Source organism: Streptomyces sp. NPDC050422 (genome assembly GCF_044458665.1).
Lineage (GTDB): Bacteria > Actinomycetota > Actinomycetes > Streptomycetales > Streptomycetaceae > Streptomyces.
Genome location: NZ_JBITIE010000026.1, coordinates 62,554 through 75,806 on the forward strand (window position 1 = coordinate 62,554; position 13,253 = coordinate 75,806).

19 protein-coding genes are annotated in these 13,253 nt (G+C 69.2%); 8 read left to right on the forward strand and 11 right to left on the reverse strand.

Annotation, left to right across the window (positions count from 1 at the left end; all coding sequences use genetic code 11):
- The first annotated feature begins 42 nt into the window (after nucleotides 1-42).
- On the forward strand, nucleotides 43-768 hold the full coding sequence (locus tag ACIBJG_RS33275; protein ID WP_399313291.1) for a GDSL-type esterase/lipase family protein: 726 nt from the start codon (nucleotides 43-45) through the stop codon (nucleotides 766-768).
- Here the strand turns inward: ACIBJG_RS33275 and ACIBJG_RS33280 are convergent.
- The 6 genes from ACIBJG_RS33280 to ACIBJG_RS33305 all read right to left on the reverse strand — a co-directional run bounded on the left by ACIBJG_RS33280 (nucleotide 749) and on the right by ACIBJG_RS33305 (nucleotide 4,230).
- The gene (locus tag ACIBJG_RS33280; RefSeq protein ID WP_399313293.1) at nucleotides 749-973 is read right to left on the reverse strand and encodes a type II toxin-antitoxin system HicA family toxin; all 225 of its coding nucleotides are present in this window, start codon (nucleotides 971-973) and stop codon (nucleotides 749-751) included. The two genes, ACIBJG_RS33275 and ACIBJG_RS33280, sit on opposite strands and share 20 nt — an antisense overlap.
- Complete coding sequence (locus ACIBJG_RS33285) at nucleotides 970-1,185, reverse strand: type II toxin-antitoxin system HicB family antitoxin (protein WP_399313295.1); 216 nt, start codon at nucleotides 1,183-1,185, stop codon at nucleotides 970-972. Before ACIBJG_RS33285 ends, ACIBJG_RS33280 begins: the two co-directional genes overlap by 4 nt.
- 87 nt (nucleotides 1,186-1,272) lie before the next feature.
- Complete coding sequence (locus ACIBJG_RS33290; protein WP_399313366.1) at nucleotides 1,273-1,866, reverse strand: helix-turn-helix domain-containing protein; 594 nt, start codon at nucleotides 1,864-1,866, stop codon at nucleotides 1,273-1,275.
- Nucleotides 1,867-1,934: 68 nt separating this feature from the next.
- A complete protein-coding gene (locus tag ACIBJG_RS33295) occupies nucleotides 1,935-2,594 on the reverse strand; it encodes a TetR/AcrR family transcriptional regulator (RefSeq protein ID WP_399313297.1) in 660 nt (219 codons plus the stop codon).
- Between the two features lie 96 nt (nucleotides 2,595-2,690).
- On the reverse strand, nucleotides 2,691-3,695 hold the full coding sequence (locus ACIBJG_RS33300; protein WP_399313300.1) for a hypothetical protein: 1,005 nt from the start codon (nucleotides 3,693-3,695) through the stop codon (nucleotides 2,691-2,693).
- A gap of 109 nt (nucleotides 3,696-3,804) precedes the next feature.
- On the reverse strand, nucleotides 3,805-4,230 hold the full coding sequence (locus ACIBJG_RS33305) for a hypothetical protein (protein WP_399313302.1): 426 nt from the start codon (nucleotides 4,228-4,230) through the stop codon (nucleotides 3,805-3,807).
- A gap of 117 nt (nucleotides 4,231-4,347) precedes the next feature.
- On the opposite strand from ACIBJG_RS33305, the gene ACIBJG_RS33310 reads away from it, so the two are divergent.
- From ACIBJG_RS33310 to ACIBJG_RS33330, 5 genes are all read left to right on the forward strand, one after another.
- Complete coding sequence (locus tag ACIBJG_RS33310) at nucleotides 4,348-5,124, forward strand: helix-turn-helix domain-containing protein (RefSeq protein ID WP_399313368.1); 777 nt, start codon at nucleotides 4,348-4,350, stop codon at nucleotides 5,122-5,124.
- Nucleotides 5,121-5,300 carry a DUF397 domain-containing protein gene (locus tag ACIBJG_RS33315; protein ID WP_399313304.1) on the forward strand — a complete coding sequence of 60 codons (180 nt, stop codon included), beginning with the start codon at nucleotides 5,121-5,123 and terminating at the stop codon, nucleotides 5,298-5,300. Before ACIBJG_RS33310 ends, ACIBJG_RS33315 begins: the two co-directional genes overlap by 4 nt.
- A gap of 4 nt (nucleotides 5,301-5,304) precedes the next feature.
- The gene (locus ACIBJG_RS33320) at nucleotides 5,305-5,925 is read left to right on the forward strand and encodes a hypothetical protein (RefSeq protein WP_399313306.1); all 621 of its coding nucleotides are present in this window, start codon (nucleotides 5,305-5,307) and stop codon (nucleotides 5,923-5,925) included.
- Between the two features lie 272 nt (nucleotides 5,926-6,197).
- Nucleotides 6,198-6,785, forward strand: a complete 588-nt coding sequence (locus ACIBJG_RS33325; RefSeq protein ID WP_399313308.1) for a hypothetical protein — start codon at nucleotides 6,198-6,200, stop codon at nucleotides 6,783-6,785.
- A 157-nt stretch (nucleotides 6,786-6,942) separates the two neighbouring features.
- Nucleotides 6,943-7,530, forward strand: coding sequence for a hypothetical protein (locus tag ACIBJG_RS33330; protein WP_399313310.1), 588 nt, complete (start codon nucleotides 6,943-6,945; stop codon nucleotides 7,528-7,530).
- 180 nt (nucleotides 7,531-7,710) lie between these two features.
- Here the strand turns inward: ACIBJG_RS33330 and ACIBJG_RS33335 are convergent, their stop codons facing one another.
- Both ACIBJG_RS33335 and ACIBJG_RS33340 read right to left on the reverse strand, forming a co-directional pair.
- Nucleotides 7,711-8,778: a DUF3533 domain-containing protein gene (locus ACIBJG_RS33335; RefSeq protein ID WP_399313312.1), complete on the reverse strand. Its 1,068-nt coding sequence runs from the start codon at nucleotides 8,776-8,778 to the stop codon at nucleotides 7,711-7,713.
- A gap of 373 nt (nucleotides 8,779-9,151) precedes the next feature.
- Nucleotides 9,152-9,523 carry a hypothetical protein gene (locus ACIBJG_RS33340; RefSeq protein WP_399313314.1) on the reverse strand — a complete coding sequence of 124 codons (372 nt, stop codon included), beginning with the start codon at nucleotides 9,521-9,523 and terminating at the stop codon, nucleotides 9,152-9,154.
- 101 nt (nucleotides 9,524-9,624) lie between these two features.
- On the opposite strand from ACIBJG_RS33340, the gene sigJ reads away from it, so the two are divergent.
- A complete protein-coding gene (gene sigJ, locus ACIBJG_RS33345; RefSeq protein ID WP_399313316.1) occupies nucleotides 9,625-10,539 on the forward strand; it encodes an RNA polymerase sigma factor SigJ in 915 nt (304 codons plus the stop codon).
- Between the two features lie 52 nt (nucleotides 10,540-10,591).
- Nucleotides 10,592-11,011, forward strand: a complete 420-nt coding sequence (locus tag ACIBJG_RS33350; protein ID WP_399313318.1) for a VOC family protein — start codon at nucleotides 10,592-10,594, stop codon at nucleotides 11,009-11,011.
- 70 nt (nucleotides 11,012-11,081) lie between these two features.
- Here the strand turns inward: ACIBJG_RS33350 and ACIBJG_RS33355 are convergent, their stop codons facing one another.
- The 3 genes from ACIBJG_RS33355 to ACIBJG_RS33365 form a co-directional block, all read right to left on the reverse strand.
- Nucleotides 11,082-11,630, reverse strand: coding sequence for a DUF1062 domain-containing protein (locus ACIBJG_RS33355; RefSeq protein WP_399313320.1), 549 nt, complete (start codon nucleotides 11,628-11,630; stop codon nucleotides 11,082-11,084).
- Nucleotides 11,631-11,860: 230 nt separating this feature from the next.
- Complete coding sequence (locus ACIBJG_RS33360; protein WP_399313322.1) at nucleotides 11,861-12,439, reverse strand: dihydrofolate reductase family protein; 579 nt, start codon at nucleotides 12,437-12,439, stop codon at nucleotides 11,861-11,863.
- 123 nt (nucleotides 12,440-12,562) lie between these two features.
- Nucleotides 12,563-13,162 carry a TetR/AcrR family transcriptional regulator C-terminal ligand-binding domain-containing protein gene (locus tag ACIBJG_RS33365; RefSeq protein WP_399313324.1) on the reverse strand — a complete coding sequence of 200 codons (600 nt, stop codon included), beginning with the start codon at nucleotides 13,160-13,162 and terminating at the stop codon, nucleotides 12,563-12,565.
- Nucleotides 13,163-13,253: the final 91 nt, after the last annotated feature.

Here is a 13,253-nt window from a genome sequence, read left to right on the forward strand (position 1 = left end):
GTCACGTCGCAGGCCGGAGCCATGATCCGCCATGATGGCGCCATGCGTTTCATGTGTGTCGGCGATTCCATGACCATCGGACGCGCCGGGGACTTCACATGGCGCTACCGCATGTGGCAGCACCTCGAAGCGGCCTTCGACGGTCCGTACGCGATCGTCGGCCCGCGCACCGAGCTGTACGACGCCGGTACGGGCACGGCCGCCTCGACCGAGTACGCCGCCCCCGGCTTCCCCGCCGACGCCCGCCGCCACCTGGCCGGCTGGGGCGAGGGCTGGCTGCACATGGCCCCGGTGATCGCGGACACGGTCGCCGAGCACCGGGCGGACGTCCTGCTCGTCTCGCTCGGCCTGATAGACCTCGGCTTCTACACGGACAGCGAGCAGACCGCGCTGAACGCCCGAACCTTCCTCACCGCGGCCCGCACGGCGAACCCGCACATCAGGTGCGTGCTGCTCCCCGTCATACCGAACATCCGGGCCGAGTCCGACGCCCCCTTCGCCGCCGAGTGCGCCCGCTTCAACGAACTCCTCGCCAAGGCCGTGGCCGACCTCGACACGGCGGCGTCCCCGATCCTGCTGGCCTCGCACCCGCCGGGCTACGACATCCACACGGACACCTACGACGGCACGCACCCCGGCCCGTCCGGCGAACACCGCCTCGCGGCCGCCTACGCCGACGCGATGTACCAGGCGTGGGGGCTGGGCGGGCCGTACGCCCTGGCGGCGGTCAGACCACCGGCCGCCGTGGCTACTTCAGCCATCGGCTGAGATCGTCCACCGTCCAGTCGGCCTGCCGCAGGATGGAACGGAGGGTGCCTGCCGCAAGAGAGCGGTGCAGCGGAACGATCACGGTGCGGCCGTCCTTGCGGTATTTGGCGTGGCTGCCGCGCGTGGCGACGTGCCCGAATCCCGCGCGTTCCAGAGCTTTGGCGATCTCGGCGCCGGACAGCCCCGTCGGTACGGCAGGGCTCATGCGACACGGACCTCGACGGGGGCGGTGATCACATCGGTGACTTCGGGCGCCGGCGCGTCTTCGAAGTAGAGCTCCAAAGCTTCGCGGAGGTTGGCGAGCGCTTCCTCGATGGTCTCGCCCTGGCTGGTCACCTCTGCCTGGAGACAGCGGGCCACGTACCAGTCACCCTCGTGCGTGACCGCGGCAGTGAGATGCAGTGCGTGCGATGTCATGGGCAAAGTCTGGCACGCCCGCCCGACGCCGTCCTCCGGGTTGCGCAAGACCTGCCAGCCACGGGCCCCGAACACCCGACCGACCCCTCATCCCTTCCCCGTCGGCTTCGCCCGTACGTGCATCCGCTCCCCCTGCGGTCCGAACAGGCTGAGGAACTCCACCGGTTCCGGCCCGGCCGCACCCCACCAGTGCGGGGTGTGCGTGTCGAACTCGGCCACCTCCCCCGCCGTGAGCACCAGGTCATGGTCCCCCAGCACGAGCCGCAGCCGCCCCGCGAGCACGTACAGCCACTCGTACCCCTCGTGCACCCGCTGCTCGACCGGCCCCTCCTTGCCCGTCGCGCCGGGCATGACCTGCTTGTACGCGTTCACCCCGCTGAGGTGCCGGGTGAGCGGCACGAACGTCATGCCGTGCCGCTTGAAGGGGCGGAAGGTGACCCGCGGGTCACCGGTCTCCGGAGCCCCGACCAGCTCGTCGAGCTGCACCCCGTACGCCTTCGCCAGCGGGAGCAGCAGCTCCAGGGTGGGCTTGCGGCCGCCGGACTCCAGCCGGGACAGCGTGCTGAGCGAGATCCCGGTCGTCTCGCTCAGCTGCGCCAGCGTCGTCCCGCGCTCGGTGCGCAGGGCGCGCAGCCGCGGCCCGACGCCGGTCAGGACGGACGACAGCTCGTCGTCGCCCATCGCACTGCCCTCTGTGCCTGCCTCATCCGCTGCCATGGTTCCATTTGCCGACCCGGCAACCGGTGTTGTCAACCGGAGACGCCCGCAGGCCCGGCCGCCGGGCCGATCATGGCCATGGACAACCGGGTGAACTCGCTGGTCAGCCAGGCGGGCGGCACCTGGCGCGGGCGGCGGCCGTGATGTGCGAGGAGCTCATCGACGGACCGCGTCAGTACCTTCACCACGACGACGAGGTCACCGTCGACCGCGTGACCGCGCTGCCTGGCGCGCTCGGCCTCCTGGGTCAGGAACTCCGTCCACACCGACCGCCACATCGTGAGGTGGTCCTCCATCTCCCTGCTCACCCCGAGCACCTCGACGAACGCCACCCTCGCCTCGCGCGGATCCCGCGTGACGGCCTGGACATAGGCGTCGAAGAGACGACGGACCCGCTCCTCGGTCGGGCAGGTCTCCATGCCCTCGGCGGACAGCTCCGCCTCGGACGCCTGCATGCCCCGTGTCGCCACCTCGTCGTACAGATCGACGAGCAGCGCCTCACGCGACTCGAACTCGCGGTAGAAGGCCCGCACTTCCACGTGTGCGGCGGCGCACAGATCCTCGACGGTGGTATGGGCATAGCCGTACACGGCGAACAAGGTCCGCCCGGCCGCCAAGAGTTGCGCACGCACCCACGCAGGGTCACGCGCCGCCCGCACTCCGCTCCACAGCTCCATCACGGCATCCGCCATCGGTCCTCCTCGGTCCGCCGTCCAGGCCCCCGCGCCCACTTTCCTCGCTCCATCGCACGGAGGGCACTACCGCCACACGGCGAACAGCCGTACGCCTCACTCCGAGACGGCCGCGTCGGCCGCCCGCACGACGGCGACCCGCTCCCGCCAGGGCAGCGGCTCGGGCTTCTCGTAGTCGTCGGGCAGAGGCGGCGGCACCCACTTGACCGTGTGCGCCTCCCAGGCGGCCTCCTGCCTGCACGGCCGGCACACGGTCTCGTCCCCCGCAGGCCGGAAGACATGCTCGGCGCCCTCCTGCTGCGCCTCGCACGCGATGACCTGCCGGAGGGCTGGAGGCGCCGGAACAGGCGGCTCCACGGGCAGAGGCTCCGGCATCAGGACCTCCAGCCGCTTGGCCAGGAACCCACGCGGAAACCGCACCCCGTCCTCGGGCAGCCCCCTGCTGAGCGCGAGCCGCAGCTCCGCCGCGTTCACCCCACGCCGCAGCCAGTCGGCGGCCGTCCCGGCGAGGCTACGGGCCTCACGAGCGCCGAGACGCAGCTGGGGGTCGGCATGCCGGAGGGAGAGCAACACGCGCTCGGCCTGGATGACTTGAGGATCGGCGGGCTCGACCTCCGCCATCTCGTCCGAAGGCTCGGGCTCTTCGGTGGGTGGGTGGGAGTAGTTCTTCTCTTGTTCTTCACCCTTGGGTAGGTAACCACCGACCGACCGAGTACTCGGTTGACCGACCGTCGGAGAGTGATCACTCGGTCCCACCTGCGGCGATCCAGCTCTTTTGTCATGGATGCGCCGAGCCTCACGGTCCGTGAGCGGGACATTGGACATGAGCTGATCGGTCACCCAGAGCCCGCCATCGTCCTGCCTCCGCCGCTCGTGGAGGTACCCGAACTCCTTGAGCAGCCCTTTGGCCTTCTGATAGGCGCGCCCTTTCAGGCCGAGCCGCTTGGCGTGCTCACCGAGGGGCCGACCGGCCCACTTCTCGGGGAGGCCCTGCACGTAGGCGATGAGGATCTTCGCGTCGCTGTTGAGCTTCGGATGACGGACGACGTCGTGCGACGCCTTCACGTAGCCGTAGGACGGCGAGATAGCATGGCAAAGCATTCTCGGTGGACCTCTGTATCCATCGTGGGGTGAAGGCCCTCGGATTGGTGCTGGTAACACCGCCGGGGGCCGCCCCATGCGCGGAAGTGCACGGAGCGTAATGACGCGATCACCGTACAGCACGGATCTCGCCGTCGACCACCTCCCGCAGCAGCTCGAACAGCAGTTCCGCATCCACGAACGGGACTTGAGCTGTCGGCAGAGAACGCCAGTCCAGCGGGTACGTCAGCCCGTGCGCGGCGGGCACCCCCACGAAGGCCGCCCCCTCCCGCACCAACGCCTCGGCCCCGACGGGCCATCGGTGCGCACGGGCGCTCCCGGGCGGCAGCAGGAAGTACATGCTCCGCTCACCGATCCGCGAGCGGACGATGGGCCCGGCCTGGAAGTCCGTGAACTGCATGATCTCGTACGCCACTTGCTCCCCCAGGATGCCGATGATCCGTACGGCGTCGAAGTGGATCCCGGCGAGACGGAGCGCGTGACCCGTCGCGGGGATCCAGGAGGGCATCAGGTCCGGTGAATTTTTCTGATCCATACGGAAAGCGTCGGCACTCACACGTACCGTGACCAGGGACACAAGGCGTCTGTGCACTGTTGTGCACTTGGGGGTCAGGCTGTGCACACCAGTAGTAACGGGGGCGGTAACGCCGAGATGTTCGGGGCGTTGTTGCGGCACTACCGCGAACGGTCCGGGCTCTCCCAGGAGGGGTTGGGGCAGAAGATCGGTTTCTCCAAGTCGCAGGTGGCGATGGTGGAGCGGGGGGACCGCCCACCGAAAGGGGGCTTCACTCCACAGGCCGACGCCGCGCTCGGTGCCGACGGTGCTCTGATCGCCGCAGGTGGGAAGTTGACGTCCAGCCGCGTGGCTTCCTGGTTCGGTCCATTCGCCGAGGAGGAAGCTACAGCCAGGGCGCGGTACGAATACGAGTCCCACGTCGTGCCCGGACTGCTCCAGACCGAGGAGCACGCACGTGCCCTGTTCAGAGGCGCCTGCCCGCCCCTTGACGATGACGAGATCGAGGGATTGGTCGCGGGCCGTCTCGCACGACAACACATGCTGACCCGCAAACGGTTGCCGGACATCAGCTTCGTCCTGGAGGTCGGCGCGCTCAACCGACCCATCGGCGGACGGGACGTACACCGGGCGCAGCTCCACCACATTCTTGAGGTCAGTCGGCTGCGGCACGTGCACATGCAGGTCATGCCGCCGCAGCGGGAGACACACGGGGGACTGAGTGGGTCCTTCGTCCTGCTGGAGACCGACGACCGACGGCGGCTGGCGTACCTGGAGGTGCACACCCGGAACTTCCTTGTCAGCGAACCGGACCATCTGGGAAGGCTGTTCGCCAGATATGGCATTGTGCGGACACAGGCTCTCAACCCAGAAGAGTCACGGAAACTGATTGAACAGGCAGCAAAGAGCCTATGAGCACTGACCTCCAGTGGTTCAAAAGCAGCCACAGTAGCGATGACGGCGGCAACTGCATCGAGGTCGCCACGTCCCCCCACGCCATCCACGTCCGCGACTCCAAGGACCTCACCGTCCCCGCGCTCACCCTCTCCCCCGCCGCCTGGGCGGCCTTCCTCAAGCACACGGTGGTCTAGCTCGATGACGAACTGGTTCGACGAACTGCCCGAGGTCCTGACCAGGGCCGATTTCGGCGCCCTGGTGGGACGTCCGCCGCGCAGCATCGAGCTGATGGGGTACAGAGGCCTGGTCGCCGATCCCGCGTTCCGCAACCGCAACAAGCTCGTGTGGAACGAGGAGACCGCGCTCGGCTGGTTCCGCTCCCTGCACAACCACGCGGTGATCGTGCCGGCGAACGAGCAGGCCATGCAGGACCTCGCCGCGCACAGCGCGTACATCTGCCCGCTCGACAGCAAACACGTGGCCCTCGCCCGCCCCCGGATGCTCGTGATGTACCAACGGGGCGGCAGCGGGACGGTTTTCGGGGTCGACGCAGTGGAGACCATCAACCAGGAGATCGACGGAACCCGCAACGCGAGTACGCAGACGCGGCAGATCCTGCGTGACGGGGAGCCTCTGGACAAGGACCCGTTCCCGCGCCGATGGACCGTGTTCCACCTCCGCAAGGCCGGCACGATCGGCAGGATCACACCGGCGGTCCAGCAGGGCCGCTATCTGCGGGTGGACGACGTCCTGGACGCCATGACGTCCGACCACCTCTCCGTCCCGACGCTCGACGAGGCCTTCCCTTCCCGGAAGTGAGCGCGCGCCCCGGCACCACGAACGCAGACCGACTCGGCTCGACGCAGGCGCTGATCCCCTGTCTCGCGCGCCGAACAGCGGTGCTGCCGTACGCCTCACAAACCACAGCCCCCGTGTCAGGTCCCTTCAGAATGCTCAAGTCCCGCTTAAATCACGAGCATTCCGTGATCGTCCCGCAATAGGGTGGCTTGACCGGCCCTCGCCAACTGGGCGGGTCGGTGACCATGTGGCCCGCAGGTAAGGGGCCACTGAAGAAAAGCGGGGGAAGTAGCATGAGTAAGAGATTCCTGTCGACGGTACTGACCGCTGGTCTGGCCTCCGTCTCCTTGGTGGCGCTGGGCCCGGCGGGCTCGGCGGATGCAGCACCGCTCGTCTGCGAGCCCGGCTACAAGTCCGCGAAATGGACCAGCCTGAACAACAGTTGGGTGATTACCCACGCGAAGCAGATCAACATCCCCAAGCACGGCACCGGCTCCTATACCAAGTCGGCGACCTACCGGCAGACGGTCACCTCCGGGCGCGAAGTGTCCGCAGGCGCCAGCTACTCGGCCAGCTGGGTCATCAGCAGCATGGACGCACATGTCTCCGGGACCCTTTCCAAGGCCGGGGAGAAGACCAAGGAGAAGAGCGAGTCGGTCACGTACAACTTCAACAAGCCGGGTGTCTACGTGGTGTTCAGCGGCGTCAAGAAGGCGTCCGGCTACTACACGGCCAAGACCTGCAACACCCGCGGCACCGGTTTCGGCAAGACGGGCTACGGCAAGGCCCGCAGCTGGAACGTTCAGGCCGAGGGAGCGGTGAAGTGCACCGAAGCACCGAAGAAGGGCACCGCCAAGCGGGCGGCCAAGGCCTACTGCTGAGGTGACACCGTCCCGGTGGGCCTCGGCCTGGCGGGACGGGGTGCCGTGAGGGCCGGACCGAGCGAGGTCCGGCCCTTCCACGTCGGAGGCCGCGGGCCCGAGAAGGTGGGGGATCCTCCCGACGGACCGCACCCCGGCCCTCCGCGACCGTGGCCACATGACCGAAACCACCACGCGAGCAACTCGCCTGTTCGCCCAGCTCGTTCCGCTGTTCATGTTCCTCTACGGCGTGTTCCGCCTCATCGACGGCAGGGACGGCAGGGACGGCGACCACGGGCCCGGACTCGCCTGGAACATCGGGCACTCCTTCTTCTTCGCCGCGTTCCTCCTGCTGGGCGCGCTCGTCGTGGAGCTGCGCAGTCTGGTCCACGTCGATACTGCGCGAAGAGCGGCGGACGCCGGTGCGGCCATGGTCGCCGGGGTGTTCGGCGCCGGGTGCTTCCTGTGGGTGATGCTCGGCGACCTGTTCCCCCGCTTCGACGACGCCGCCCCGCTGCCCGAGCCGCTGGAACTCGTGGGCCCGCCGGCCTTCCAGGCCGGCATCCTGACGCTGCTGACCATGCTGGTCGTCTCCCGCCCCGCACGGCTTCCCGCGTGGAGCCCCCTGCTCGTGTTCGCCGCGTTCCTCGTCATCGCCGTGAACCTCGACCTGCTTCCGTTGGCCGCCGTCATCCTCATGGCGGGCCTCGCGCCTCTGGCCCGTACCCGCGCCGGCAGCCTTCGCGCGTCCGCGAACGCTTCCTGATGTCTCGGCTGTGCCGAGGTGAACGCCTGCCTTGAGCCCCGCTCAGCGCGAGGGCCCGAACCCGGTGAACACGGCGACATGGCCGGGGGCCGTGGCACCCAAGCCATGTCCGCCGTGCTCGTCGACCGTGCTCGTCGACCGTGCTCGTCGACCGTGCTCGTCGGCCGTGCTCGTCGACCGTCAGGCCGTGGTGCCGGCGGCCTCGGCGCGTACGGGCCGCCGCCGACCGTGCAGGGCTGCGGACAGGATGGTGACGACGATTCCGGCGAAGGCCCACGCACCGAGGATCCACAGGGCGCCGGTCGTGGCGTTGCCGTCGAAGTAGACGGTGTTGCGCACCACGGTCGTGCCGGCTCCCGGCGGCAGGGCCTGTCCGACTGCGCGCCAGAACGGCGGCAGCAGCGAGGCGGGGTAGACGCCGCCCGAGCTGGGGTTACCGAGGATGGTGAAGATGAGGATGGTGAGGCCCAGACCGATGGTGCCCGCCAGCGACTGGAGGGCCACGCCCACGGCCCCTGAGGCGAACACCACCAGCGTGCCGATGCCGACGAGTTCCCAGAACGAGCCCGGCAGGCAGTTCAGCACGGGACCGACGATGATCGCGCCGCCGATTCCGGAGATGAAGGCGTAGGGCACCATGGCCGCCAGTCGCACGAGGGCACGGCGGAGCGTGGGGCGCTTGGATCCGGCCGCCATGTTCAGGGCCGATGCCGCGAGGTAGCCGCCGATCGTCCAGCTGAGGACCAGGTAGAAGGACGAGAGGCCCCGCGAGTCGCCCGCCGCCGGGGGCCGGATGTCGCGTACGACGACCTGGCGGTCCTGGGTCCTGTCGACCGTCTGGAGGATCTTCATGGCAGCGTCCCCCGCCGACGGCCCGCCCGCAGAGGCCACGAGCAGCGTGTCGGTGCGGCCTGCCACGGCGACGACGAGCACCGCGTCCGCGCGCCGGTCGAGGAGCCGGGCCCTGGCCTGGGCCCGGTCCGTCACGGCGCTGACCTGCAAAGGTTCACCCGGCAAGGCGTTGAGCCGGTTCACCAGGTCCTTCTCCACTGCTTGCGGCGCGACGACCACCATCGGGATCCGGTGAGGCTTCGGCGCGTGGAAGGCACCCATGTAGGAGAGCGCAAAGCCGAGTTGGAGGAGGAGAACGCCCAGCATGACGAGCACGGCACGCGTCGAGATCGCGTCGCGCAACTCCGCCAGGGCTCCAACTCCGCGCCCTTCCGGACGACTCGCTTCATGACTCATCTGAACACCACACCCCACCGCAGTCGCACATGACTATTTTCCCCCGAACCACCACATAATCGTCCGCGTTCGATGGAGGGCCGAGAGGCCACGCGATGCCCTCACCCTCCCCCCCTCGTTCGGCCTAACGTCGGGTCCGGGTCCCGCGGGTCCCCAAGGGGCTCCGGCCTCCCCGCACCACGTCGCCCTCGGCGAGGTCGGGAGGCTGATCACGGACGGGAAGCTCGTCTCGGCCGTCCGGCTGAGCGGCAAGGTCTCCGCCGACTTCACCTTCACACTGAGGCGTTGAGTGCGGTACGCCCTCTCCGGGGCCAGGGCCTGTCCGGCACGATCCGCCGGACAGGCCCGCCCACCCGGACCCCCGTACCGGGCCTCAGCGCCGCACCAGAGCCACCAGGCTCAGCCCGAACATCAGGACGCCCAGGGGCAGATGGACCGACGGTACGTGTGCGATACCGAGCACGACCTGGACCGAGGCGAGGACCAGGAAGCCCGACGCGTACAGGATGGGCCGAGGCGATCCGCCGCCCGGCTTCCAGGCCAGGACCGCTGCGAGCACGTACAGCATCGACGCCCCGTACATGACGCGGGCTCCGGCACTGTGGAGCGTCTCTCCGTACGACGAGGTCAGCAGCAGTCCGGCGGAGGCCGCCTGAAGGAAGATGGTCAGGGTCTGCAGGAAGATCGCGATCTGCAGAAACGAGAAGCGGCGCTGTGTCGTTGCCTGAGTTGCCTGGGTTGCCATGGCACGGTCCCCTTGTCCGCCCGGGGGCAGTAGATCGATAGGGTCTTCACCAGCCCGACGACGCGGGCCCGCGAAAGGTAAGGCGAGGGGGCGTTCGGGGCATGGGCGCGGCGGGGAACGGCATCGACGGCATAGCCGGTGAGCGGCGCCAACTTCTCAATGTCGCCTACCGGTTGCTCGGATCGCTCGCCGAGGCCGAGGACGCCGTGCAGGAGGCGTACGCACGCTGGTACGCGCTGCCGCGAAGCCGGCGGGACGAGATCGTGACGCCCGGCGCCTGGCTGTCGACGGTGACCGGCCGGATCTGTCTTGACGTGCTCGGCTCGGCGCGGGCCCGGCGTGAACGGTATGTCGGCGCGTGGCTGCCCGAGCCGTTGCCCGACCGCACCGAGTGGGGTGCCGGCCGGGGCGTCGACCACTCCGATCCCGCCGACCAGATGATCCTGGACGAGTCGGTGACCATGGCCTTCCTCGTCGTCCTGGAGTCGATGACGCCCGCCGAGCGGGTAGCCTTCGTCCTGCACGACGTCTTCCGGTACCCGTTCGCCGAGATCGCCGATGTCCTCGGCCGGACCGGCGCGGCCTGCAAGCAGCTCGCGGCCTCCGCCCGGCGCCGCGTGCGCGTCGCCGAGGCTCCGGTGACGGTGGCGGCGGCGGGACAGGCGGAGGCGGTGCGGCACGTCAAGGAGGCGTGGGAGAGCAAGAACATCGCGGCTCTCGTCGACCTCCTCGACCCGGCCGCCGTGATGACGGCCGACGGCGGCGGCCTGGTCGGCACCGCGCTGCGCCCGATCGAGGGCGGTGCGCTCATCGCCCAGTACATGGTCGCCATCGCCGACAAGGCCCCCGGGCTCGAACTCCTGGAACGTTCGGTCAACGGGATGCCGGGGCTGGTGGCGCAGCGGGACGGAGCCGTCATGACCGTGGCCTCGTTCGACATCGTCGACGGCCGCATCACCCGGATCTGGGTGGTCCGCAATCCGGAGAAGCTGCGGCCGTGGGCGCGGGACGGCTGACGCAGCCGCGACGTGTAGCGGCCTGAGCGGTGTATCGGGCAGGCTCTCGTCCATGGTCTCGGAATTGCAGAACGTGGCGGTCGACTGTGCGGATGCCTATGCGCTGGCCCGGTTCTGGGGCGAGGCGCTCGGGCGTCCGCTGCACCCGGACGACAAGCCGGGTGATCCGGAGGTGGACGTGATGCTTCCGGAGGGCCCGCTGCTGCACTTCAACCAGGTGCCGGAACCGAAGACGGTCAAGAACAGGCTGCACCTGTGCCTGCGCCCGAAGACGACCCGCGAGGAGGAGGTCGCGCGGCTGCTGGACCTCGGGGCCACCCTCGTCGACGACCGCCGCGAGCCCGACGGTGCCGGCTGGGCCGTCCTCGCGGACCCGGAGGGCAACGAGTTCTGCGTGCTCCGCAGTACGGCGGACCGCGCGGCCATGCCTTCGCAGGAAGCCGCGTCCTCGTCGGACGCCCCGTCCTCCTGAGGCGCCGAAGGGCGGGGCGGGGGGCCTGCCCGGCGGCTCTCGCCGGACGGGCCCCCCGCCCCGATCGGGCTCAGGGCTTGAGCATGAAGGTGAAGTCGCCAGAGAGCTTTCCGGTCAACCGGACTGCCGATACGAGCTTCCCCTCCGCGAGCAGCCCCTCCGCCTCGGCCCGCGAAAGGCCGCAGCCTTCAGCGATCAGGCGGACCGGCCGGACGGGTATCCGTGCCGCGAAACGGACCGAGACGTCGAGCACCTCGTGGTCGAGCTGATCCGGCACGCCGGTGTCGAGGCGCCAGGCGTCGTCCCAGTCGAGGGCGATGCGATTGCGGCGGCGTACGACCGGATCCTGAAGCAACTCGGCGGCCAGAACGGCGTCGTTGTCGTGCAGCCGGTCCAGCAACTCAGGTCGTACGGAACGCACATGCGCCCGCTCCAGGACCGTGAGCTTCGTCGTGTCCCCGCAGGCGGTACAGAGGGCGAGGAGCCAGACGTCGAGGAGCTTGTGGTGTGCGTTGACGCGGAATTTTCCGTCTGTCCGGAAGCGATCGGACGCGCACCCGTGGCAACGGCGGATGACGCGAGGAAGGCAGGTGGGAGCGACCACCCAGGTTGTGAGCACAGAAGTACACCGGTTTCAGTGAGAAGACCGCAGCAAGAAGGAGCGCGGCGCACATGCGCGACGCGCGACGATTCAGCGCTTGGGAGGTCTCACAGGGTGTACAACGGTGCGTCCTTGCCTGGGCGACGTGGTTCGGCAGCACGGTAGTGGTGTGGAACGGTGCTGTTCCACTGGTTTTCCGACCGGGCGAACTCCCCGTAGCAACAGAGGAGTTCACCGGCCCGGTCGGTTCAGGGATGCAGCGTGGGCCGGTAGGTGAGTTCCTGGATGTCGCCGTCGAGCGTGCGCTGCTCGATCAGTTCGAGGTCGAAGTCGGCCGCGCCCTTGAAGATGGGAGCGTCCCCCGTCCGGCCGGTGATCACGGGGAAGAGCGTGACCTGGACGCGGTCCACCAGACCGGCGGCCATCAGCGCCCGGTTCATCGACAGGCTGCCGTGCGAGCGCAACGGGACGTCGGACTCCTTCTTGAGCCGGGCGACGACGTCGACCGCGTCGCCGCTCGCGACGGTCGCGTCCGGCCAGTCGAGGGGGCCTTCGAGCGTGGTCGACACCACCGTGGTCGGCAGGTTCCTCATCCGGGTCACCCAGGGGTCGCGGACATCGGACTCCTCGGTGCTCTCGGCCAGCATCCGCGCGAACAGGCGGTACGTGTTCGCGCCGAAGATCATCCGCTGCTCGTCCCGGTACAGGCCGAGGCGGCGGTCGAGGAGCTCGGGGCCCTGCTTCCCCCAGTAGCCGGTCCAGTCGCCGCCTGCTCCGCCGAAGCCGTCGAGGCTGGAGAAGACGTCGAAGGTGTAGGTGGCGGTCATGGTGCTCTCCTCACGTGTGGCTGATCGCGCGCCGCAAGGGCGCGCCGTAAGTGCCGTAAGTGCCGTAAGTGCCTTAAGTAGAGACTGACCATCGCGGCGGAACTCATCGCCCGCCGCGCCGCCTCACCCCCGGATGCCGCGCAGAAGGTTGTCGATCAGGGCGTCGGCGAACGCGGTGTCGAGTGGCTCGTCCGGCAGTACGAGGCGGTGGTAGCAGGCGCCCCAGAGCTGGTCGACGACCACCTGGGGATCGACCTCGGCGCGGATCTGACCCGCGTGCTGCGCACGGGTGATCCGGTCGACCGCGAGACGGCGGCGCGGGTGCGTGTAGTGCTTCGCGAGGGCGTCGGCCAGCGCGGGGTCGGTCTGTGCGGCGCCGACGAACTGGGCGATCACGGGGCCCGCGGGCAGCCCCGTGAGCAGGCCGACGAAGGAGTGGAGCTGGGCCGTGAGGTCGCGCCGGATGTCGCCGGTGTCCGCGAACGCGAGGGTGTCCTCGACGGCCGTGAAGTACGCCTCGAAGGCGAGGGCCCCGGGCGAGGGCCACCACTTGTAGAGCGTCATCTTGCTGGCACCGGCGCGGGCGGCCACCTTCTCGAAGGTGATCCCGGTCAGACCCGCTTCGAACAGCATCGCGCCGGCCGTCTCCAGCACCGCCTGCCGCACTTCCGCGGCCGGGCGACGGCCACGGCCGCGCCTGGCGGGCCCCTTCGGCTCGTCCACGTGCCCCTGCCCTTTCAGCTTGCCGTATATGGACGATCAGTCTACATTTATTTTATGGACGGATCGTCCATAAAATCTAGGGAGGCCGCCC